Below are 20,443 nucleotides of genomic sequence, written 5' to 3' on the forward strand. Positions count from 1 at the left end.
TTTCCTGTTTATTGTGGCCCGGCCACTCGGCAGCACGCTCTCTCTCGTTGGCTCGTCGATGGACCGCCATCAGCGGTTTCTGTCGGGATGGTTGGGCCTGCGCGGCGTCGGCGCGTTCTACTTCGGAAGCATTGGGCCAACGCGGTCGTGCCCCGCCTCTTCGTTTGTGCATGGCGCCAGCGCCACCCCCCTCCTCGATCGCTACCTCAGCCGCAAGTGATCGTGCCGGAACAGTCTTTGCTCTCTATAGGAAACTATGGCAGAGCAGCACAAACCCGGCGAGAAGGTGCAAACCTCGGGCATCTACAGGGTAGTGGAGGAAGGCGACGGCGGATCCGGCTTCGAGGTGACGTGCGTCGAGGGTGAGCATTTCCCGCCGACCCGGAGCGGCAAAGGCGCTCACTATGAGCTCGTTCACGCGGCCACGCACTCGCACAAGCACAGCGAACTCGGCAGCGGCGACTAAACGCGGATGGCCATCGTGGGCGCGACCTGCAAACACTGTCTGATCGCCTTTGCGTCGGCGTCCTTGCTCGCCGGTTGCACCGTCGGCGAGATGCCGCCGCCCGGCAGGTACCTGACCGACCGCGAGTGCCATGACCTGACTGCACTGAGGACGAACCCGAGCCCCACGATGGCTGAGCACCAGTCAGAGTTAGCCGCGTTGCGCAAGGCGGGATATGACCCTTCACCGTTTTGGGACGACCCCCACTATCCCGAAGACCTGCAGTACGCGCAGCGCCTCGTCGACTACTGGTATCAGCATGAATGCATGCCAACAAGAACTCAGTGAACCGGTGACCGACTACGAGTCGACCCAAACGACGCACGCGCGGGAACTGTCAATTGCGATCAGCAAGGCTCGCATCATCCCAGGCTCCCCAGGGAAGGTGACGTTCGCCGTGGAGAATCGATGCGACTGGGACTTCGAGGTCGTCAGCAGCGCGTTTGAAATTAAGTGTACGAAGATCGGCGCACGGCACGCGCTGCCGAAAGCGGGCTGGGGATACGCCGTAACGGACGCGGTGAGGCCCGCGACGCTGCTGCCGGCGCGCAGCGAACTATGGACGACGTTTGAAGCAGACACGCGCACGACTTTCCGCGGAGCCGTTCCCTCAACAGCGCCTTCTTCGTTTGAGCCGCAGTACTACTTCTCTGGGCACCTTCTATACCGCCGGTTTCGCGGCGAGTTGCTGGAAACCAGCGTGTATCGTCGGCTTGCTTACCCCGAACTCGAATGTTGGATCATCGAGCCGAATGATGCCGGCCTGAAAAAGGAAGGGCGCGTCGTCTTTGCCTCAGTTTGATTTACCCCGTACGCTTGGATTCCCCCACGCACTATGTTCCGCTGCAGCGCCGCGCCAAAAAGGACGAAGCCCCGACCGATGACCGGCCGGGGCTTCGATGACTACTACTGCGTCAACTTCCTACACCGTCTCTGTATCGCTGGACAGCAACAACTTCCCCGTAACGACTAATCTGTCGAAGCGCAGCGACGAAACCTGCGACGCACGCGCGGCAACCGCTTGTCCGGATAGGCGTGAGGTTGGGCCGGAAGCTCGGTGACTGCCATTGTGCGACTCGAGTTTTCGTTTCAACGCCACGGAAAGAAGTGTACGTGTCGATGCAGTAGTCTCATTCGTTAAAAAAGAGCAGGAATCGCGCTCTTCCCGGAGGATAGAGGATCAGTTGCTTGCCGATAGGACGGCAACGGAACGAGCTCTCTTAATGGCACCGCCCGTTGCGCAGTACGTCTTCTGCTGACATTGAGACAGCGTTGCCTGATTCGCGCGCAGGCGCTACGCGGCGGCTTGCACGCCCCAGCCATGCGCACGCGGTCGCTCACGTGCAGCGCGCTTCTCATTGCGCATTGCGCTTAGGTGCGACTGCAAGCGCTCGCAGACATCTTTCCTACGCACGGGATTCAGTGGATCGCAAAGACGAATGGTCAGCATCGCTTGCATACGCGGCCGCACTGAAAGGTCCGGCTCGGGTGCCTCCCACAGCACCACGGTATGCGTGCCGTCCGAGACCTGCACGACCTGATGTCACCGGGGATCGGTTCCTCATGTACCGCCAGTACCTCCACATCTGCACACAGCGTGCCGATCGCTTCCCGCGAGAAATACAAACACTGCGGTTTAAGCGTGTAAATTTCAGCGTGACGTCAATGAAAATACGACAGTCGTCTGAGAAGGCGGCGGTATCGTCGTAGAAAAGCCAAGCTGTCGCATGCTTTTCGGGGGCTCGCGGAATCAGTTTTTAATCGTGCCGCCGTGCTCGATAATTGCGGCAGGCAACAGCAAGTCTGATGCTGCACCGGTCAGCGCAGGCCGACCGCCCTTCGCATCGCCACCGTAATGCCTTGCCGCGTGCGGTGAAAGCCAAATGGGCATCGACACCCCCATGCCTGATCGCGCGCGTGCTGAGAACACCGCGACCGTGCTTGCCCCTCTGCTGTTGCGCAGGTAGTCGATGAAGATCTTTTTTACCCGGTTCTTGGGTCCGAGGACCGCGGAGAAGCGCTCACGCGTCAGTCGCGCCATCTAGTGCGCGACCGCGCTCTCGGGTTCATCGGTTCATCGACCTCGACCACCGTCTCTTCGGTCACGGCGGTGGCGGGCTTGTCCTCGCGCATGCCTTGGAAAACGGGATGACGAACCTCGCCCGACGGCGTCCATTCAAGGAACGACGCTTCAACGACGAGTTCGGACGCTAGCCAACGAAGTCGGGATCTTTTTCGCGCGGGGGCGGGTTATAGAAAGGCGGATTGTCCCGAAGGAGTTTCGCCGCTTTTTTTTCCAGTTCCGCAAGCGGACGCGGCTTCAGCTCCGCCTTCACTGTTCCGGCGAAGCGCAAACTGCCGTCGCGCTCGTGCACGCCGAGCATTAACGAGCGCATCCCGGACTTTGCGCCCACTTGCCGCATATACCCACCCACGACAAACTCTTGCCTGAGCAAGCATTTGAGCTTGATCCAAGCCGTCGAGCGACCGGATCGATACGGCGCATCAACGCGTTTGCCGATATGCCTTCCAGCCGCATCCGACAGGCGCGGACCAGCAGGGATTGCAGGTCCTCCGTGAACGATTCGCTAAAACGGATGCGCTTGCTTGATGTCTGGCTGATTGACTCCCCGAGCAGTTTCTGCGCTGTGCGAACGGCACGTCGCGGAGGGCCTTGCCGTTCAAGAAGGGAATGTCAAATGCGAAAAAGGTCAGTTGCGCCGTACTGCGCCGGTCGAACGCGTTCTGCAGTGTGTTGAAGTCGGGCACCCCGCTTTTAGTCAGCACAACCACCTCTCCGTCGAGCCAGGCGTTGTCGACCGGCATGCCTTCGATGACAGTCGCCAGTGTCCGCATCTTGTCCGTTCAGTCGTGTCCACCACGCGTGATCAGTTCGCGCGTCCGCCTTCTATTCGGCACATCAACCGATAGCCGTCGAACTTGATCTCCCACAGCCAGTCGCCGCTCGCGGGCGGTCGGCTCGCGAGCGTGGCGAGTTGCGGCGCGATGGATTCCGGGAGCAGCTCATCGGGGGGCTGCCCTTGGCGCCCGCCGAGCGCGTCTTCATGCGCTGTCGGACTCTCAATTACTCGGATTTTCGCTGTCGATCGTCACAAGACGCCTTGCGGGCGTGTCGTCCGGGCTTAAAGACGCGACTCGGTGTGCTGGCGCGCGCGAGCTTGAGCAGCGCGCGGTTCAGTAGCTTCTCGGCGCGGTGCTCGAATAGTGCATGGACGAAGAGGTCCTGGGTAGTTTTGGCTGCCATGACGGCTCCTTGAACGGTTAACGATGAAAGGAACCAATGAGCGGCCTGCGACCTGAACATTGAACCGCGGTGCATGAGCGTTTTGCAACTGTCGTTCCCGTTTTTTCGTTCGGCAACGGCACGTTGAGTGCTGAAAGAAAAGTACGGATTCCTAGGTGCATCCAATACTCAAAAACTTGGCGTTTCCCGACGAGTTTTTGTTGACCCTTAACCGTTATGCGGCGCGGTTTCGCCGCTTCCCGCCAGCGCGATGTTCAAGCGCTGAGGCTCGCAGCAGCCCGACTGCAAGTGACGAAGGCCCGCTCCTCTCAGTCGCTGTGAGATTTAAAGCATGACAACCCACGACGTGCGCGGTCCGGCGCGGAGCTCGGCTCGGGCAAGGCGCAGTCACCGTAGGACACGCTTCTACTAGTCGATCCATTTCCGGAGCATAGAGATGCCAACCATCACTTCGAAAGGTAACGTCGCCGTTCATCGAAATCCCGTCGACTGGATCACGGGTGCGCTCGTCGTCATCGGCGCGTTGAACTGGGGGCTCGTTGGACTCTTGCAGTTCGACCTGGTCGCGGCCATCTTCCGCGCGGGTTCGCCCGGCGCGCGCATCGTGTATGTCCTCGTGGGCCTCTCGGGCCTCTATATGCTGATCCGCGCATTCATGCCCGCGCGCGATCATCATCTAGCGTCCTGAGGAACGCTGGCAGGAGTGCCACAGCGCATGGACGACGGGCGCACTGTCGTCCTTTTTCCTTTCCGAACAGTCGCTTTAGGTCTTCAATTTCATCTGGCCGCACAACGACCACCACAATAACCCGTTTTTTACTGAGCGCGTATCGGCAAGCCTGTCGATAAGATGTGAGCGCGAACGCAAACCCGTTGCCTCCAGGTCACCCGCGTTAGAAGTTCGCCTCTATCCACGCCTTTGCCCATGAAACGGCTCGGGCGTAGGCCGCCTGTTGCGTGTCGAAGTGGCCGATATCGGACAAATGGAAAATTTCCCCACCGACCCCGTCGTCCGTTGGCCGGCGTTCAATCTCGCACCACGAATGCCAATGGTGGCCCATTTGTTGTGGCCGCGAGTCGATGGTCCAATCACCGTGCTCGACCTTCATCGTTTCTACGCCTTCGCGCATAGGGGGCATCACCGTTGTCTGTGTAGGTTTTTCCAATAAGGCCGTCGTAGTCCCCGCTGGCAGTGCTCACGATAGCGCGCAGCATTTTGGTAAGCGCGTCGTCGGGAGGGTTGCTTTCCAGAATGACTCGGGCGGTGCGCAGGGAGATTGAGTGACGTCTCGGCGGGCTCGGGCCGTCTTCCGTCTGGAAGCAGAACCTGCGCATGTCCTCCTCATGCCCCGGCGGAGGAGCGCCATAGGAAACGATCGTAACTTTCATGGCATCGAACTTTTCTAATGTTGCCTGCCATCTAGCCAATAGCAACGGCTAAGCCAACCCCGGCGCGCATTGTGCTGGCGGCGCTCTCAAGAAGCCAGCGCTCCGACCGTAAAAGCGGAACCTTCCGATGAATTGTTAAGGGCGACGGCCGCAACCGGGCCGCATTTGCACGCTCACCAAATGCAAACAACGCTGATTCACCTGCCATCCACCCTCCGGCATCGAGTTATGGCGGCGATCGTGGCCTTGCTCGCAATGAGTGGCGCCGTCTTTGTCTGGCCATATGCGAAAAGTCCTGGGCCGGTTATTCCCCCGTTCCTGCCTGTGTTCGCGACATGGGTGACGCTGACCGAAGGCCTGACAGCATTGCTGTTGTGGACTCAGTTCGCCGTCTCGGGCAGGCTGCTTTTCGCTGCACTAAGCGGTGCATATGCGTTCACGAGTGCCATCGCCGCCATCCAGTTGCTCGTCTTTCCGGGCGTGTTTTCCCCTACCGGCCTCCTTGGCGCGGGGCCTCAGACGGCGGTGTGGATTTGGGTGTTCTGGCATGGCGGCTTTCCGGCGCTGATAACCGCTTCCCTTTTTACGCGAACCGTTCCCTCCACTGCAAGCCGCCTCGCCCGGGGCAGAGCCGTCGCATTAGCCTGTGTCGCGCTAGCGCTGAGCCTCTGCGCGCTCGCCACCGCCGGGCAAGCGCACCTCCCGCCCTTTGTCGCAGCCTCCGGTTCGTACGCGCAGTTGTCCAGCAGTCCGGCCGGGATCGTTGTGGAGGCGATTTGCCTCGCAGCGCTCGGATTGCATGTATCGACGACTCGACTGCGCTCGTTGATGGACTTGTGGCTCGCCGTCGCGCTCCTCGGCACGCTTATCGATGTGACGCTCACGTTGTCTGCCGGGGCGCGTTATAGCGTGGGCTGGTACGCGGCGCGCGCAGCGTCGATGATTTCGTCGAGTGCAGTCCTCGGGATGTTGATCTACGAGACGACCGGCCTATACCGGCGACTGTCCGAGACGCATAAAAGACTGGTGGAGACGTCGGCGCGCGATGGTCTGACGGGGGTCTTCAACCGCGCCTACTTCGACGATCGATTCCCGCGCGATTTTTCGTTCGCATCTGACAGCGACCAGCCGCTTTGCGTCTTACTCATCGACGTTGATCATTTCAAGCAATACAACGATACCTTCGGGCATCTTGCCGGCGACGACTGCTTGCGCCGGGTCGCGCGCACACTCTCGACCACATTGCGGCGGCAAAGCGACTACGTGGCGCGCTACGGCGGCGAAGAGTTCGTCATGGTGCTTCCGGCCTGTAAGGCAACGGCAGGGCTGGGCGTCGCGCAGTCGCTGAGGTCCGCGATCGAAACACTTGGCATCCCGTCAGCATCCTCAAACGGTGGGCCGGTGACAGTATCAATTGGTCTTGCGTGCTCGCTCCCCACCTCGCCGGATTCGGCGCCGGCGCTGCTCAACCTCGCAGACGCTGCGCTGTACCGGGCGAAGGAGCGCGGCCGCAACCGGGTGGTCGATGCGGCAGAAGTTAGCGAGATACGAACGGAGGGTAGCAGGCGGGAAGTGACCCAGCATCGTTTCGGTCAATAAGCTCTTAAGCGGCGCCCTGCAAGCGGTACGCGGATCCTGACCGGCCAATCCAAAATCGGCAGTTCCCGGTGATCAACCTCCGCCATCCCATAAGCAAGCGCGTATTGGGTCGCCGATAAAGCGCAGGGAAATTGACCCAGCATACCGCTCGCTCGCCTTTCTCCACCGGGCGCTCGCACGATCAGCATCGCAGTATAAAAATCGCCATCATCGACGGCCATCGGCGAAAGCGTAAAACCCTTGTAGAGAACCTCCCGTTCCGCTTCCATACCGGCTCCCCGTACACACCTTGTTTCCCAAATAGTAACCGGAATCAAAGGTAACTTATACTGATCGACAGGTATTAAGCAATTTATACAGTCCCGCGCACTCGCATCGCGTTAGCGAGCGAAGCAATTATCAATGTTCGGTCAGGTTGCTGACGCCATAGGGGAGGATGAGCTCGCCCAAGCCCTACGAGAGGCCCCGCTCGGCGCCGCACGAATGGCCAAACAATGGAAGGCCGTGGCGCCGCAAGCTTGGGCAGAGGGCATGCAGCAAGCATTCCGAAACCAGAAATTCGTGGACTTCATCGATCAGATGATCCGAAAGAATCGGCCGGCGCATCCTGACGATCCCATCGTTCTTGCAATTACACGTGCGCATCGGAAGCTGACAGGCGACCCGCGACAACCCGGGTGGATAGCGCTGGCCCTCTTTTGTCTTGGACGAGTGATCGCCGTGACCTCGAGCAAAAGCTATGAAAGCGACGAGTGGACCAACGTCACCTTGATGTGGTTTAGCCTCGAAGAGTCGTTTCTCGAAGGCGATGGCTGCGACACCGCCAAGGCCGTACTCGAACTCAAAAAGGAGCTATTGCCCGACCTCCCAGAGATAATCGGCTCAAGGATGATGCACGGGCTGGCAGAAGCCGCAATCAACGCAGGTGAAACGAGATTGTTTCAATGAAGGGCTCCAAACTTTTAGGGCGTTTCCCCCTCGCGTCGGTGCGAGCACGAAGCACGTGAGGCGTTCGCTCCCGCCCGGCACGGTGTCTGCTGCTTACGGGGGATGCCGAGCCCAGGGGGCAGCTATGAATCCGATTTTCGATGAAAAGACGCGCGACGGCGAAATCGCTCGTGCGCTCAATCTCGCGCTGCACGCCTTCAGCGTGTTCTCCGGCATAGAGGCCACGATGGAAGGCGAGGCCCTCCGGCTTGATTTCGCTCGCGAAAGCGCGGCGATGATGCACGCGCTGCGGCTGCTTGGAGTGCAGCCGGGCGAAACACTACCCGCGCCGAACTTTGATGATTTCGACCTCGCAAAAAAAAACGTCCCAGGGTTTTAGCCTGGGACGTGTTGAAAAACTTGGTTGCGGCTACGCCGCTTCTGCAAAGAGACTCAACTGCGTAGTGTCACAGCCCAACAATGCTTGATGCTCGTCGTCGCCGATGGCGTTCTCGACCAAATGCGCGTCGAGATCTGCTGGCGTCAGATTCAGTCGTTGAGCGAGTCGCGCGAAGTACTGCCCGCGCTTGGCCATGTCCTGATACCGCTGCGCCATACCGGTCGGCAATTTCACGATGCCTTCGTTCAGCCAGAAATGCGCTGATTCGATTGCGTTACGATGCTGCGCATCCAACATGAAAGCAGTGTCATACGTGCACGTCACGAACGCACAGGCGGCTTCCGCGTCCACCTCAAACTGCGAGGCTTCTTCGAAATACACCGTCTGCTCGCCGCCAGTCGTCCTCGCATATCGCCCGGGCCGACCCGGATGCCGGTACGGATTCCACTGCTCTGCATCGAACGAGCGCAGCCCGACTGACGGTGCGTCCCGGTCGTACTGCCCAACTGGATACCAGCCGTGCAGCACGATGTCGGTCTTAGGCGAGCCGTCGAGCTTCGGAACCGGATACCGACGCCCAAGCACGTTCACGTCGTGCCAAACCGCCAGTGCAGGAAACGCATGCGGCGCGTAATGATGCATCGAGAGAAAGAAGTCGATCGCCACCAACTGCTGTGGCGTGACGAATTCAAATTGCGGCTCACACAACGCCCGGTTTTCTTCCGTATCGGGAATTAAACCAGTCACCAGTGCCCCCGAGTGCGCTTCGGCGCGGTCGCGTTCGGCCGCGTCAATACTGCAGAGCTTTTTCAGAAGATCGACGCGCGTCAGGTAGCTGTACGTGTCTGCCTGGATGCGCGTGTAACCGGCGTCACTCAACGACCGGCCCACCAACTCGCGTCGCGACATGTCCCACTGGATCGCAAGCAGATAGTTGCGGAAGTCGTTCAGCGGTCGAAGATGCCCGTATTGCTCATCCTCGATCATGGCCTCCAGCGACTTGTCGCGATCACCGGCGACGCAACAGAAGGAGCACCCAAAACGCGAGCCGCACGCGGCGCGAGCACCCGATTCGCCCACCACGACACCGCACGTTCCACCGTTTCCTGCCCGGTAGATCTCGGACAGGCGGTGAATAGTGCTCGGTGCCAACGGCGAGGGAAACGTCATGCCTTCGTCCGCGGCCAGCAGCGCGAGCATCGTCCACACATCATCGGACGTCCATTCGCTTAGCGGGCTGAGGGTCAGCGCCCCGGTTCTGCTTCGGACCGCAACCTCGGCGCTGTCGCGTCGCTCGGTCATGGCGACCGCACGGGAGGTACTTTCGTCCCTGCCAATCACATCTACACAGACCGGCAAAGTGTTACATGCCATGCCGCATTGGCGAATTCGCGCAGGTAACACTCTCGACGTGTACTTGACTACAATTTTTCGGAATCCCGCTGCAAGTTCCTGGGAAGTGTTACCGCTCCATTCGATGGTGTGGCGCGTCGTGACCGGCTGGGACCGAACCTTATGCGACGGTCATAGAGATATTCTCAAGCGACCATTCGGTGTAGCGAAGCGGCCTTTGGTCTTTGGTCGGCCGGACGCGGCCGGGAACATACCCGCCCTGCCAACACGGGAAACGCTAGGTCCGTGCTCCACTTTGAAGAGATGTGGGTGAGCTTTGCATTTAAAGGTCGAATTAAGTCAGCAAGGCCCTGGGAGGAGTAGCGAAACTTTTTGACGTTCAATATAGGCCTCACAGAAATACAAGGACGCCCATTGCGAGACACATCGCCGGTTGTGCAGAAGTTGTGCGTACAGCTCCTCCGTCGGACACCTTCGCGAAATCAAATTTCGACTTCGATGAGACGCCACTTGCAGAACAGCTTCAGGCTCGTGAATGTGACGTGCGGCACCGCCGCGCGAAGTTGTTCTGACAGGCGATATGAATCAGGTGTTTCCTTCGCGGCTATTGCGTCTGCATGCCTCCATGGTGTTGCTGGTGTCCTTCAATCGCATCGGGATCATGGTCGGAAAGTTGGGCGCCATACCATTCGTGAAGGGCGACTACAAGGGTGGTATCTCGAGTGCGAAAGGTTAGTTGTCCCCCAGCACGAACGTCCTTGTAGTCCATGGAGATTTGGCCCGGCTTTGCAGCCTTGAGTTGCGCGAGGCCCGGCATGTCATCCCCATGAATCTGAGAAGGTGCGGAGAAATCTCCGTTCCGAAACTGCTCCCCGATGCTACGCAGGTGTTCGCGTATCAGACGTACTTGCGTCTTGTCTGCGGGATTTTTGGCGACTACGCGTTGAGTGCCGCCATCGCTTGTTTTGCTGAAAATATGCGTCGTTGCGCCCAGGGAAAAGGGCATCACCTCCGCACCTCGTTGTGCGACTTCGGACTGACGTTGCGGCTCTTCGGCGTCGACATACGTAGAACGCAATAAATCCGTCAATCCGGAATCGAGGCGCCAGCGGCGTCTACGGGTGGGAATTGACGACTTTGATTCCTGTTCGAACGAAATAAAGTCGTCAATTCGCATAAGTCCGCATTAAATTCGTCAATTCGCGTTCTAAACTTCGAATTTTCTCCGTAACTCGCTGATCTTATGGACAAGAGCCTCCCCTGTCAGCCGACCGCGCTCGATCGTCCGCGCGGCGCTCATCGTCTGGAAGCTTTCAGCCTGAAGGCGGGTCGGCGGCTAACGCTCTACCGTCAGTCCGTGATCGAGCAGTGGGTAATTCTCGAGGCAGATCCAGCGGTCATTGCGTTCTGTGAGCGACCGGGTTTTATCCAATCTGAAGGGAAACGCTATCTCGCGGATTTTTGGGTGCGTTACTTTGACCGTAAAGAATTAGTAATCCTATTCGATTCGGCATCCGAGCCACCTGCAAAATCTGACGCGCTCCTCGAGCATGCGGGGCTGACGGTCAGGGCGGTTCAGTCGTCTGAAATCGCTGCCTCTCGGACGTGGATCGCGAACTGGAAGCGGATGCTCCCTTGCCTCATCGCCACGCGTGGCCTCGTGCCTCCGTCGCTCAGCAGCGCGATTGAGCGGTTTGTATCTCGTCCGCATCGGCTACTTTCGATTGAGCGCGAGTTCACGACTGGGGATCCTGTTCTCGTGCGTGCCGCAGTTTTCGGCTTGCTGCATGCCGGCCGTGTGCAGGCACCGGAACTGAGGACGCACGAATTATCGCTACTCACGGAGTTTGTCGCAGTTGGAGAAGTGGTATGAACCGGCGGCGCACTGATTTCCAGGCTCTGGACGTTGCGACATGGCCCGGCGTCGCCTATACGGAATTTGGCGACGAAGAGCGTCGCGCTTTCCAGCGTCGTGTGAATGCCGTCGAGCGTTATGCGCGAGGAGAGTCCATCGGGGAGATCGAGTTGGCGACAGGCGTGAACAGAAGACAGCTTTATCGCTTGCTTGACAGGGCATTGGCACAGCATCCTGACGGGCGCATCTTCGGCTTTCGCGCGCTATTGAAACACGTGCGCGTCTCGGACTATGTCAGGACAAGTCCCGTAAAGGTTCACGGTGACCGCGGCAGTCGCGGCGCCGTGGGCGCCTTGTCGCTGCTCTTCGAGCGATATCCGCCGCTGGCCGCATGGCTGCTGTTACAGGTAAAACAACGCCGTGTACTGCTGCAACAGGTCGTGACGGACGGCCGCCTTCGTACGCGCCTGCGTGGGCTTCGACCGCTGCACGACGAGTTCTTGCGGCAATGTCGCGCTGTCGGACTCACGGCGGCGGACTATCCCTTCAACACGGCGGGACACGCGATCCGGTCGCTATCGCAAAGACTGAAAGCGGAGATGCTGCGCGGTTTCGGTACCGCTGCGCGTTCGGCAGGCGCATCGCATCTGAAAGGTCTGCCACGGCACGACGACAATGCTACGCCAGCCGCGACGCGGCCGTATCAGGTTGTCGAGTTTGACGGGCATCGGCTCGACATCCGTCTAAAGGTGCTCGTGCGCGATCCGCTGGGCTTTGAGCACGAATTCGAGATCGAACGGGTATGGCTGCTGGTCATCATCGACGTTTGCACGCGGATGGTGTTGGGCCACCACATTGTCCTCGCGCGCGAATACAGCCGTTACGACGTGATCAAGACAGTAGAGAAGGCACTTGAGCCGCATCCAAAGCGGTCGTTCTCGATACCCGGGCTTGAGTACGGTCCGCATGAGGGCTTTGCGTCACATCGCTTGCCCGAGCTGGCGTGGGCGACCTGGGAATGGATCAGGCTCGACAACGCGAAGGCGAACCTGGCGAATGAGACGCTCACAGCGCTCTGCGAGTTCGTTGGCTGCTGTGTCGATGCGGGACCGAAGTACAGCCCGGACGAGCGTCCATACATCGAGCGATTTTTCGGAACAGTCGCAAGCCGGCTTTCTTCGCGGTTGCCGGGTTATACAGGTTCCCATCTGCGCGACCTCCGGCGCGAACTCGCCGATCCGAAGGGTAACCTGCGTCTCTACGTGTCGCTCGATGAGCTGGAGGAGCTGGTTGAATACGCGATCGCAAGCTATCACGGCACCCCGCATGCCGGCCTGAACAATGTCACGCCGCTGGAGGCGATGGAGTATTTCGTTCGCGGCAAACAGGTCATGGTGACATGGCTGGCCGAACACCATCGTCGCACGCTGTGCCTGATGCAGTCCGCGCGCCACGGCAGCGTCCGAGCGTATCTGCCGCAAGGCGTGCGACCGCATATCAACCTGTATGGGGTTCGCTATACGAATGACGTCCTGGCCGCCAGCACCCAGCTGATAGGCAGGAAACTGCTGCTGTACCTGAACGCGGACGATTTGCGTAGCGTGCGGGCGTTCCTGCCAGACGGCACGGAACTGGGCGTCCTGAATGCGCAAGGTGCATGGGGCGTAATGCCACATAACCTGAAGCTGCGGCAGGAAATCCTCAAGTTGCGCGGCAGACGGCGACCCCGCGCCGGAATCGACTCGAATCCGCTTGAAGCGTATGTCCAGGCCAAGCTCGCGCAGGCGAAGAAGAGCCGCCGGGCGGCGAATGATCTGGCGCAGACCGTCCGAGTACTGGCGGGTGCGCCGACCCTTCGCACGCCAGCCGGGCCTGTGCGCGCCGCGGCTCCGCCTGCGGTGCCCGCTGCATTGCCCGTTGTTCAGAAGCCCACGGACGTGACCCCGACACAGAGCCCTCGCAGCGGGGTTCGCGTGCGCAAGCTCTCGATCGGCTCAGGCCAAGTGTTCTAACCCGTCAACAGAAACTGGAGGCGAATCATGTCAGTTGACGTTCCGAAACCGATCGATCCATCGCTGCATCCGCTTGCTACCGGCAACTACCGCATCGCGACTCCGGCGATCCAGGCCTTCTATGATTTGGTGATCCGGTGTCTGCACTACAGGATCATGGGCGCGCTGATCTACGGGCCGTCCCGCATCGGCAAGACGCGGGCGATCGAGTACGTGAGACTGCTGCTGGCGCGCAACTATCCGAAGATGACCAGCTACCACGCACAGTGTGAGCATAAACCCCGGCATGCCGAAGGCCCCTTCTTTGCGAACCTGCTTGAGGCCGTCGGGGACCCGGATCCCAACGCGGGTTCGAACCCTTCGAAGCGGATGCGACTCTCGCTGAGAATACGCGAGGCGGCCGCCCGCGCGGGCAGCGGAACCGTACTGCTTTTTTGCGACGAGGCGCAACGCTACAACGAGAACGAATATGAGTGGCTGCGCGATGTCCACGATGCATTGGACCGTCAGCAGATCAAGCTTTTCACGTTCCTGATTGGTCAGCAGGAGCTTCTCGCCCAGAAGACCGGCCTGCAGATCGCCGGAAAGACGCAGATCGTCGCGCGACTGATGGTCGACGAGCTGTCCTTCTACGGCATCCGCGACGCGGAGGACGTGGCGACCTGCCTCGACGGTTACGACAGGACCGCTTATCCGGAGGGCAGCGACTGGAGCTTTACGCGCTTTTACGTGCCGCGCGCATTCGAGACCGGATATCGTCTGGTCAGCGACGCCGGCGTTCTCTGGCACGCGTTCGAGTCCGCGCATCACCGCGCAAACCTGCCCGGCACGCTCGAGATACCGATGGAGTCGTTCGCGCGGGCGGTCGAAATCGTGCTGAAGGAGAGTGAGCTCAAGGACGGTCTACAGTACACGCCCGATGCTGCGCTGTGGGCGCACGCGGTGCATCACTGCGGCTATGTGCAGTCCCGTCATGCGACCGGCCGCGTTCTCGTCGCCGCCTGAGGGGAAGCGCGGCTCAGCGCCGCATTTTCCGATCATGACGATGGACCAGCATAAACTGACGCCGGCGATGGGCTACGTCTTCAGCCGCAAGTGGGTGGATCCGTGCGAATCGCTTGTTTCGATCTTCTGGAAATTTGCCAGGGCGAATTCGGCGGCGGGTCACATTATGGCGCGCCTGCTCGGTCCTGAAATCGATCCGTATGAGGGCGTCGTGCCGCGGGCCGACGTGGTCGATGTCTGTCGGCTTCGCCCTGCATTCGATCTTCCACGCAAGACGCTTCATGGATCACTCATACAGATTTCGGAGCGAAGCCGTTGCAACGATCGCCTTCGCCGGTGTCGCCGGTGTATGGGGCGCGGTTACCACAGCGTCATCCACCAGTTCGACTGTGTCGATGTCTGCCCGGCCCATCATCTTCCGCTGGAGACTGCGTGCCGACGTTGCGGATACGAAGCCCCATTCGTGATCAACGTGCAGCTTCTTGAAGCGCCGTATCGATGCGCATATTGCCGATGGGCCTATGGAAACAGGGTGTATTCGCCAGCCTCTCACCAGCCCATGACGCGTAAGGAGCGCATTGCAATTTGCGGGAAGTCCTACAGGCTGCACTTTGGGTAGAGCATGCTTCGTGTGCAGTGCGGATCGCCTCGCCGGTGCTTTCCAGCGAGCCGCCCGGTTGCTTGCCTACCGCTTGAAATTGCGTGCAGTAAACGCCTGATCGAACTGCCGGGCGCGCTGCACTTCGTCGCTGTGCAAATAGGTCGACGTCGTCGAGATCGACGCATGGCGCAGATTGTCGCGCACCATGATCAGCTCGGCACCCCGGGCCAGCGCGTGTGACGCGTGCGTGTGCCGCATCCAGTGCGGGCTCGCGCGGCGCAGCTTCTCAGCCGTCGCGGGCCGTTCGCCCTGGATCGCATCGGCGGCCAGCACGAAGAACCGCCTCAGTACGCGCCAGAGTCGCGTGCTTTCGATGCCTGTGCCGTCCCCCTCGAGACTCGCAACAAGCGGCGTAGCCGGGTTCCAGCGAGCGGGCGTGACCGGCTGGCCGCGCTGCACAAGGTGCTGGTCGAGTGCGGTTCGCGCGAGAGGCGGCAATGCCACCTTACCGCGCTTGCCACCCTTGCCGAGCACGTAAAGCCAGTGATCGCCGTGTTCGTCCCGGCGGACGTCGGCGAGCGTCGCGTCCACCAGCTCGCTGGCGCGCAAGCCGGTTGCGTAGCCGAAGTCCAAGAGGAACCGCAGCCGCTGAGCGGCTGGCACGCTCCAGCCATAGGACCATTCGAGGCCGTCGGCTACGGTGCGGATCAATAGCCACTCGCCCTCGGAGAAGCCGCGCGACACGTCCAGTCCTGCGCGTGGCGCGTGGCTCTTAACCTTTACGCCGGCGAACGGATTCGCGAGCACGTAGCGCTGCTCGACCAGCCAGCGGAACAGCGCCGACAGGACATTTAGCGCGTACGCCGCCGATCGAGGCGAGAGCGCACCTATGAAGGGTCGCCACTCCACACTGTGCCGTGGCCGCGACGGTCCGACCCAACGCTCGCGCGGCGTGGGCCGACGCAGGAATGCGCGATACGCGATCGCGTCATCTGTGGTGAGGGACGACAGCGCGCGGCCGCGCTCGATGATGGCCCACAGGATCAGACGCTCCGTTTCCTTGCGGTAAGCGCGATGCGTGGCGGCCGTTTCATGAAGCGACAGCCAGAACTGAATCGCCTCGTAATCGTTGGACGCATTCAAGAGGCAGGCGGCCCGCGGTGCGCGGAACTGTCCGTGCGAGCCGTCAACTTCATGCGGTACGCGCAATCGCTCCCACGGCTCGATCTCTCCGACGGGCACTGCGGCGATCAACGCCCGCGCCCGTTCGGTCAGCGCCGGGTACGCAGCAAAAAATGCCTCCACGCGGCGTGCACCGGCGGCGCCGAGCCCGGCGATTGCGGTCCACCAGCGGCGCCGGCGCGGAATCCGCACGGTCAGGTCAGCCAGCGTCCGGATGCCATGCGCGCGCAGGGCGGCCACGGCACGAGGCGGCAACCATTGATCGATGTCGTCGGCAATGTGCGGCACCGGTGCTGGCAGCCTGCGCAACGTCTCGATCGTGCGCGCAACGGTGTCGGCCGATGCGGCGGACCGCTCGCCGAATACCTCCGCCAGATCGGCCCGGTGGCGGCTTGCCGCGTATGCGATCAGGGCGCGCCGGATGCGGCCGAGCACGCCGCGCGCGGATGCGCCCGGTGCGTTGCGGTCGCCCAGATAGCGCGCGACGGCCGCGCGAGTGTCGAGCCCGGCATACCAGGCGCGCAGCGCAGCGAGTTCGGCGTCGTCCGGAAAGGCGATGGGGCGGGTCTCACGCGTTTTCATGCTCGCCAGTTTAGAGCGAACCCAGTGACGGACTGATAAGGTTATTTATCGGCCTAGCCGCACCTTGCAGGACGGGTGGATGGCGCTTAAAGGTGCCAGCGTTCTATCCGGGTCACCGCGTGGAGCGCGCCGAGCGGGAGGCGGCAGACGACGGTCCCCACTCCGGCCAGACTACTCGCTCCAATACGGTTAGTCGGCCAATTCAATTTGCGGATTGCAATGCCACTAAGCGGCGGTTGGTCACCTCACCCAACCGGCCGTTCCCGGATATTGGCATACCACTCCTCGTCCGCCACATTGGCGGTAGCTTCAGACGTTGACCGTCAACGATCTTCGCGAGCATCGCAGCGTGAAAAAGCACGTGAAAAGTGGTGATGCGCTATGTATTTGAGCCAGACGATCGCGGGGACCTTATAGGGTGCCTTTCCGTTTATCTTCGGACAGCTTTAAGATAGGCGGCAACTTGAGCACATTCTCAGGCTGAACCCTTTCCCAGAGGCCTCCCTTGCCCAGTGCTCGTCCTAGCTGGTCTTCGCGCCTGAGCCATTGTTCAACCGTCCTGATTCTCCCAGGATGAATTTCGTCGAGCAATGCGAAGTCTCTTTTGACGATCCGGTGCTTCCACAGATTCCAGAAGCCGGTGAAGTTTTCGCGGAAACTCATCGTACTTTTGTCGCGGAGATCGGCGTTATATCCGGAAGGCAAGTCGGCTGCGGCTTTGAGCGGTCCGCTCCAGTATGCTTCCAGGTCGGTATCGATATATTGCGCGGGATGTCCGGTCACGGCTCCGAACGCCTCGGCAAGCTTCGCATACTCGACATGATCGATTGCGACCTCGAGATTCATGCCGTTCGCGCGCTCCGGATTGTCGAAAAGCCAACGTGCGTAGTACCCGCAGTCCTCAAGCGCTACATGTGGGACCGCGCCGTCACCGAGTGGCACCCGCCACGTAACGACGCCGTTTTCCACAGACGGCGTCATCGGTGTCATTGCCGAGAGGGCCATCTCCATATACGGGCCGGTCGTAAGCAGCGCGGCGCCCATCCGGTCCCGGTTTGTCAGGTTCTGGAATAGAATCCATTCCCCTACGCGGCCTTTGCCATCATAGTGGCCGGTCCGAAACCGGGAATCGTATCCGGACCTCTTGAGCGCGTAATCGAGGTTTCCATATACGAAGAACTTGACACCTTCTTCGATGGCTATTTCATAGCATCGGATGGCCCAATAGATCTCAGTCTTCTCGCCGGTGTTAAATCCATCGAGATTGATATACGCTGCGTTGCAATTGCGAAAACCGTCACGCAGAGCCGCCTCATCGGCAAACGTGCCCTTCACGATCGAGACGTTCCCCAGAGTTGACAGTTCGATCGCCCGTCGCGATTCAGGATCGCGGCTCAAGGCGCGCACGGCATATTTTCCGTCAGCAACGAGCGCCCGGATGACCTGCATTCCCTGTGCGCCCGTTCCACCGATGACGAATATGGTCGAGTGGACCCCTAAAGACATGTTTGTTCACGCTGGTATGAGTTGGATAGATTCGCCGACCGGGTGCTGCGCGCCGATGGCACGGATGTCAGCTTCATATGGCATCGGGCACCGGTACGCCGACCACTCGCCCGTGGATTTCCGTCGAGATGCCCGAGTGCGGTCTTCGCGATATTTCAGCGAAGCATTCATACGACACTGCGGCCCTGACCGGTTGCCCTCGCCGGACCGCGCGCCGCGGATGCGCGTGGTTGCCGGCCACGTTGAAGCAGAAACACGCCACCGAGGATTGCGCCCATCGCGAACAGTTCGACTGCGCCGATCGGTTCCTGCGCAAGCCACGAACCCATCAGCAACGCAACGACCGGTGGAATGTACGTTACGCTGGACGCGGCCACTGCTCCGAGCCGTCCGACGATGAAGTAATAAAGGATGTAAGCGATCCCGGTGCCCGTCAGACCGAGTCCCAGCACGAGGCCGATCAGCGCTCTCGCATCGCCAGTCACACGCACGATGCCGTGGAAGTCCGTGACGCAGCCGATCAGGACCAGTGCGAAGCCGATCTGCCACGTCGACAGCGCCAGCGGGGAGAGGTCCAAGCCGGAAAGAAAGCGGCGCGCGTACACGAACGAGCAGCCCACGCTCAGCGAGCCGGCGATCATATAGCCGACTCCGAGTAGGTTGACACCAGCCGCGTGCGCATTCCACGGACGCGCGATTAGCAGTACGCCGACGAACCCGCAGACGATGCCCGTGATCATGCGCACATTCGGGCGCTCTTCGCGCAGCAGCGCCCATGCACACAGGAAGGAAAAGAGCGGGATCGCGCCGCTCAACATCCCGGCAATACTGGAGAACAGAAGAGCGGCTCCCTTCGCGAATGCGTAGTAGTAGATCACCGTCGCAAGTAGGGACATCACCACGAAATGGTGAGCGTGCCGAAGATGGCGCCATTTGAGCGCCTTACTGAAGAGCGCGAGGGCTAGCAGCGGGATAAAGCCGAAAAGCACGCGCAGAAACACGATCTGGCTGGCAGCCAGATCGACGCTCGCCCATTTCATGAACAGGAAATTGGTGCCCCAGATCAGTCCGAGGGCGGCGAAGGCGAAATAAGCGGGGTTCATGACAGCGCACCGGAAAAGCGGAGAAAGTCCTGATTGTGTTCGACGCGGTAAGTCGCTACAAATGATTTAATATCGGTTATGGAATAGAAAAACTGCACTATGCGACCGCCCCCGCCGCTGAAAGCTCTACCTGCGTTCGAGGCCGCGATGCGGCTCGGCAGTTTTACTCTTGCATCCCAAGAACTGAACGTCACGCCCGGTGCAGTAGGCCAGCAGATACAGAAGCTGGAGGAATGGCTCGGCGTCGCCCTGTTCGTGCGCCAAATACGGCATGTAACGCCCACAGACGACGGCCGCGCCTACTTCGCGCAGGTTCGACCTGCCCTGGCAGAGATTATTCACGCGAGCCACCGCATTCGTGAGCGTCGCGGCAGCGGCGTCCGGTTGTCGATGCCGCCAAGTTTCGCTGCCAAGTGGTTCGCCCCACGTATGGCCGACTTCTTGCGGGCAAACCCCGGGATTGCGCTGAGCCTGAGCACAACGACAACGATGGTCGACTTTGAACTGGATGGCGTCGATCTCGCGGTTAGGCATTTCGACGGGACCGATGCACGACTATCCGTCCAGCTGCTCTGCCATGACGAGGCACGCGCGTATTGCCACCCGGCATACGCGAAACAACACCGATTGAAGCGCCCCGACGATCTGAGCACGGCGACACTGCTCCATAACACGCTACACCCCCACTGGGCCGCGTGGCTTGCACAATTCAGCGGTCTCGACGGCGCGCAGATCGAAACCATTACCGGCATCAGCTTCGACCAGTCGTTGATGGCGATCGACGCCGCAGTGCGCGCGCAAGGCGTTGTGCTTACCAGCCCCATGCTGGTAGAAGCGGAACTGGCTCGAGGAGAACTGATCGAGCCATTCGACAACCTGCTTGTGTTAGACGCGGGATACTACCTCGTCCATCCCGCCAGTGCCGGAACGAAACAGGCGGTTCAATTGCTCATGAGGTGGTTCACCGACAGCATCGCCGCACGAGGTGCGCAGCGTGTGCACTTCTAGCCGCGAATTATCGCCTCAACGGCTGATGCCAGCTCTTATGCCGACGCCGGATAATGGGATCCCGACCGGCAACAATGGATCGACCAGAGACCGTTCCTAATTGCGCGGAATCAATCTCCCTTCATTGAAGAGAAGGGTCACAAACGCTTAT

Annotated in this window: 21 protein-coding genes and 2 pseudogenes; 11 read left to right on the forward strand and 12 right to left on the reverse strand. The window is 60.4% G+C overall.

Features of this window, described 5'->3' with window-relative positions; genetic code table 11:
* The first annotated feature begins 256 nt into the window (after nt 1–256).
* The 3 genes from NCR38_RS31360 to NCR38_RS31370 are packed head-to-tail and all read left to right on the forward strand — an operon-like array spanning nt 257 to nt 1,307.
* Nucleotides 257–466, forward strand: coding sequence for a YjzC family protein (locus NCR38_RS31360; protein WP_250478233.1), 210 nt, complete (start codon nt 257–259; stop codon nt 464–466).
* Between the two features lie 6 nt (nt 467–472).
* Nucleotides 473–793: a DUF4148 domain-containing protein gene (locus tag NCR38_RS31365; RefSeq protein ID WP_250478234.1), complete on the forward strand. Its 321-nt coding sequence runs from the start codon at nt 473–475 to the stop codon at nt 791–793.
* Complete coding sequence (locus NCR38_RS31370; protein ID WP_250478235.1) at nt 765–1,307, forward strand: hypothetical protein; 543 nt, start codon at nt 765–767, stop codon at nt 1,305–1,307. Before NCR38_RS31365 ends, NCR38_RS31370 begins: the two co-directional genes overlap by 29 nt.
* 1,080 nt (nt 1,308–2,387) lie before the next feature.
* Here the strand turns inward: NCR38_RS31370 and NCR38_RS34575 are convergent.
* From NCR38_RS34575 to NCR38_RS31380, 5 genes and pseudogenes are all read right to left on the reverse strand, one after another.
* A pseudogene (locus NCR38_RS34575) lies at nt 2,388–2,546 on the reverse strand (hypothetical protein); the annotation flags it as partial.
* A pseudogene (locus tag NCR38_RS34400) lies at nt 2,534–2,677 on the reverse strand (hypothetical protein); the annotation flags it as partial. The pseudogenes NCR38_RS34575 and NCR38_RS34400, both read right to left, overlap by 13 nt.
* Nucleotides 2,678–2,715: 38 nt before the next feature.
* Nucleotides 2,716–2,889 carry a hypothetical protein gene (locus NCR38_RS34405; RefSeq protein WP_311394688.1) on the reverse strand — a complete coding sequence of 58 codons (174 nt, stop codon included), beginning with the start codon at nt 2,887–2,889 and terminating at the stop codon, nt 2,716–2,718.
* Between the two features lie 121 nt (nt 2,890–3,010).
* Complete coding sequence (locus NCR38_RS34410; RefSeq protein ID WP_311394689.1) at nt 3,011–3,361, reverse strand: hypothetical protein; 351 nt, start codon at nt 3,359–3,361, stop codon at nt 3,011–3,013.
* Between the two features lie 229 nt (nt 3,362–3,590).
* Nucleotides 3,591–3,770 carry a hypothetical protein gene (locus NCR38_RS31380; protein ID WP_250478236.1) on the reverse strand — a complete coding sequence of 60 codons (180 nt, stop codon included), beginning with the start codon at nt 3,768–3,770 and terminating at the stop codon, nt 3,591–3,593.
* Nucleotides 3,771–4,206: 436 nt separating this feature from the next.
* Here NCR38_RS31380 and NCR38_RS31385 point away from each other — a divergent pair, with 436 nt between their 5' ends.
* Entirely contained in the window at nt 4,207–4,458 is a 252-nt protein-coding gene (locus tag NCR38_RS31385) for a DUF378 domain-containing protein (protein WP_250478237.1), read from the forward strand.
* Nucleotides 4,459–4,663: 205 nt separating this feature from the next.
* On the opposite strand, the gene NCR38_RS31390 is transcribed toward NCR38_RS31385, so the two are convergent.
* The gene (locus NCR38_RS31390; protein ID WP_250478238.1) at nt 4,664–4,879 is read right to left on the reverse strand and encodes a hypothetical protein; all 216 of its coding nucleotides are present in this window, start codon (nt 4,877–4,879) and stop codon (nt 4,664–4,666) included.
* A gap of 460 nt (nt 4,880–5,339) precedes the next feature.
* Here NCR38_RS31390 and NCR38_RS31395 point away from each other — a divergent pair, with 460 nt between their 5' ends.
* A complete protein-coding gene (locus tag NCR38_RS31395; protein WP_250478239.1) occupies nt 5,340–6,758 on the forward strand; it encodes a sensor domain-containing diguanylate cyclase in 1,419 nt (472 codons plus the stop codon).
* Here the strand turns inward: NCR38_RS31395 and NCR38_RS31400 are convergent.
* Nucleotides 6,752–7,027, reverse strand: coding sequence for a hypothetical protein (locus NCR38_RS31400; RefSeq protein ID WP_250478240.1), 276 nt, complete (start codon nt 7,025–7,027; stop codon nt 6,752–6,754). The genes NCR38_RS31395 and NCR38_RS31400 overlap by 7 nt on opposite strands.
* Nucleotides 7,028–7,160: 133 nt before the next feature.
* On the opposite strand from NCR38_RS31400, the gene NCR38_RS31405 reads away from it, so the two are divergent.
* Together NCR38_RS31405 and NCR38_RS31410 are read left to right on the forward strand one after the other, a co-directional pair.
* Nucleotides 7,161–7,706 (forward strand): hypothetical protein, encoded by a 546-nt coding sequence (locus tag NCR38_RS31405; protein ID WP_250478241.1) that lies wholly within the window; start codon nt 7,161–7,163, stop codon nt 7,704–7,706.
* A gap of 124 nt (nt 7,707–7,830) precedes the next feature.
* The gene (locus tag NCR38_RS31410) at nt 7,831–8,085 is read left to right on the forward strand and encodes a hypothetical protein (protein WP_250478242.1); all 255 of its coding nucleotides are present in this window, start codon (nt 7,831–7,833) and stop codon (nt 8,083–8,085) included.
* A 30-nt stretch (nt 8,086–8,115) separates the two neighbouring features.
* Here the strand turns inward: NCR38_RS31410 and NCR38_RS31415 are convergent, their stop codons facing one another.
* Nucleotides 8,116–9,387 carry a hypothetical protein gene (locus tag NCR38_RS31415; RefSeq protein WP_250478243.1) on the reverse strand — a complete coding sequence of 424 codons (1,272 nt, stop codon included), beginning with the start codon at nt 9,385–9,387 and terminating at the stop codon, nt 8,116–8,118.
* 655 nt (nt 9,388–10,042) lie between these two features.
* On the reverse strand, nt 10,043–10,615 hold the full coding sequence (locus NCR38_RS31420) for an aspartate carbamoyltransferase (protein ID WP_250478244.1): 573 nt from the start codon (nt 10,613–10,615) through the stop codon (nt 10,043–10,045).
* A 66-nt stretch (nt 10,616–10,681) separates the two neighbouring features.
* On the opposite strand from NCR38_RS31420, the gene NCR38_RS31425 reads away from it, so the two are divergent.
* The 3 genes from NCR38_RS31425 to NCR38_RS31435 are packed head-to-tail and all read left to right on the forward strand — an operon-like array spanning nt 10,682 to nt 14,310.
* Nucleotides 10,682–11,311 carry a hypothetical protein gene (locus tag NCR38_RS31425; RefSeq protein WP_250478245.1) on the forward strand — a complete coding sequence of 210 codons (630 nt, stop codon included), beginning with the start codon at nt 10,682–10,684 and terminating at the stop codon, nt 11,309–11,311.
* Nucleotides 11,308–13,305, forward strand: coding sequence for an integrase (locus NCR38_RS31430; RefSeq protein ID WP_250478246.1), 1,998 nt, complete (start codon nt 11,308–11,310; stop codon nt 13,303–13,305). The genes NCR38_RS31425 and NCR38_RS31430 overlap by 4 nt, the downstream gene beginning before the upstream one ends.
* Nucleotides 13,306–13,332: 27 nt before the next feature.
* Nucleotides 13,333–14,310: an ATP-binding protein gene (locus tag NCR38_RS31435; protein WP_250478247.1), complete on the forward strand. Its 978-nt coding sequence runs from the start codon at nt 13,333–13,335 to the stop codon at nt 14,308–14,310.
* A 685-nt stretch (nt 14,311–14,995) separates the two neighbouring features.
* Here the strand turns inward: NCR38_RS31435 and NCR38_RS31440 are convergent.
* From NCR38_RS31440 to NCR38_RS31450, 3 genes are all read right to left on the reverse strand, one after another.
* Nucleotides 14,996–16,675: a phage integrase family protein gene (locus NCR38_RS31440; protein WP_250478248.1), complete on the reverse strand. Its 1,680-nt coding sequence runs from the start codon at nt 16,673–16,675 to the stop codon at nt 14,996–14,998.
* Between the two features lie 411 nt (nt 16,676–17,086).
* The gene (locus NCR38_RS31445; RefSeq protein ID WP_250478249.1) at nt 17,087–18,181 is read right to left on the reverse strand and encodes an NmrA family NAD(P)-binding protein; all 1,095 of its coding nucleotides are present in this window, start codon (nt 18,179–18,181) and stop codon (nt 17,087–17,089) included.
* 167 nt (nt 18,182–18,348) lie between these two features.
* On the reverse strand, nt 18,349–19,284 hold the full coding sequence (locus tag NCR38_RS31450; RefSeq protein ID WP_250478250.1) for a DMT family transporter: 936 nt from the start codon (nt 19,282–19,284) through the stop codon (nt 18,349–18,351).
* A gap of 99 nt (nt 19,285–19,383) precedes the next feature.
* Here NCR38_RS31450 and NCR38_RS31455 point away from each other — a divergent pair, with 99 nt between their 5' ends.
* Nucleotides 19,384–20,292 carry a LysR substrate-binding domain-containing protein gene (locus NCR38_RS31455; RefSeq protein WP_284503721.1) on the forward strand — a complete coding sequence of 303 codons (909 nt, stop codon included), beginning with the start codon at nt 19,384–19,386 and terminating at the stop codon, nt 20,290–20,292.
* Nucleotides 20,293–20,443 lie beyond the last annotated feature (151 nt).

The sequence above is a fragment of the Caballeronia sp. INML1 genome, from assembly GCF_023631085.1.
GTDB classification, from domain to species: Bacteria; Pseudomonadota; Gammaproteobacteria; order Burkholderiales; family Burkholderiaceae; genus Caballeronia; species Caballeronia turbans.

Coding starts and splice junctions, on each gene's coding strand:
- NCR38_RS31360 (WP_250478233.1), top strand. CDS start 257: ATGGCAGAGCAGCACAAACCCGGCGAGAAGGTGCAAACCTCGGGCATC.
- NCR38_RS31365 (WP_250478234.1), top strand. CDS start 473: ATGGCCATCGTGGGCGCGACCTGCAAACACTGTCTGATCGCCTTTGCG.
- NCR38_RS31370 (WP_250478235.1), top strand. CDS start 765: ATGAATGCATGCCAACAAGAACTCAGTGAACCGGTGACCGACTACGAG.
- NCR38_RS34405 (WP_311394688.1), bottom strand. CDS start 2,889: ATGCTCGGCGTGCACGAGCGCGACGGCAGTTTGCGCTTCGCCGGAACA.
- NCR38_RS34410 (WP_311394689.1), bottom strand. CDS start 3,361: ATGCGGACACTGGCGACTGTCATCGAAGGCATGCCGGTCGACAACGCC.
- NCR38_RS31380 (WP_250478236.1), bottom strand. CDS start 3,770: ATGGCAGCCAAAACTACCCAGGACCTCTTCGTCCATGCACTATTCGAG.
- NCR38_RS31385 (WP_250478237.1), top strand. CDS start 4,207: ATGCCAACCATCACTTCGAAAGGTAACGTCGCCGTTCATCGAAATCCC.
- NCR38_RS31390 (WP_250478238.1), bottom strand. CDS start 4,879: ATGAAGGTCGAGCACGGTGATTGGACCATCGACTCGCGGCCACAACAA.
- NCR38_RS31395 (WP_250478239.1), top strand. CDS start 5,340: ATGCAAACAACGCTGATTCACCTGCCATCCACCCTCCGGCATCGAGTT.
- NCR38_RS31400 (WP_250478240.1), bottom strand. CDS start 7,027: ATGGAAGCGGAACGGGAGGTTCTCTACAAGGGTTTTACGCTTTCGCCG.
- NCR38_RS31405 (WP_250478241.1), top strand. CDS start 7,161: ATGTTCGGTCAGGTTGCTGACGCCATAGGGGAGGATGAGCTCGCCCAA.
- NCR38_RS31410 (WP_250478242.1), top strand. CDS start 7,831: ATGAATCCGATTTTCGATGAAAAGACGCGCGACGGCGAAATCGCTCGT.
- NCR38_RS31415 (WP_250478243.1), bottom strand. CDS start 9,387: ATGACCGAGCGACGCGACAGCGCCGAGGTTGCGGTCCGAAGCAGAACC.
- NCR38_RS31420 (WP_250478244.1), bottom strand. CDS start 10,615: ATGCGAATTGACGACTTTATTTCGTTCGAACAGGAATCAAAGTCGTCA.
- NCR38_RS31425 (WP_250478245.1), top strand. CDS start 10,682: ATGGACAAGAGCCTCCCCTGTCAGCCGACCGCGCTCGATCGTCCGCGC.
- NCR38_RS31430 (WP_250478246.1), top strand. CDS start 11,308: ATGAACCGGCGGCGCACTGATTTCCAGGCTCTGGACGTTGCGACATGG.
- NCR38_RS31435 (WP_250478247.1), top strand. CDS start 13,333: ATGTCAGTTGACGTTCCGAAACCGATCGATCCATCGCTGCATCCGCTT.
- NCR38_RS31440 (WP_250478248.1), bottom strand. CDS start 16,675: ATGAAAACGCGTGAGACCCGCCCCATCGCCTTTCCGGACGACGCCGAA.
- NCR38_RS31445 (WP_250478249.1), bottom strand. CDS start 18,181: ATGTCTTTAGGGGTCCACTCGACCATATTCGTCATCGGTGGAACGGGC.
- NCR38_RS31450 (WP_250478250.1), bottom strand. CDS start 19,284: ATGAACCCCGCTTATTTCGCCTTCGCCGCCCTCGGACTGATCTGGGGC.
- NCR38_RS31455 (WP_284503721.1), top strand. CDS start 19,384: ATGCGACCGCCCCCGCCGCTGAAAGCTCTACCTGCGTTCGAGGCCGCG.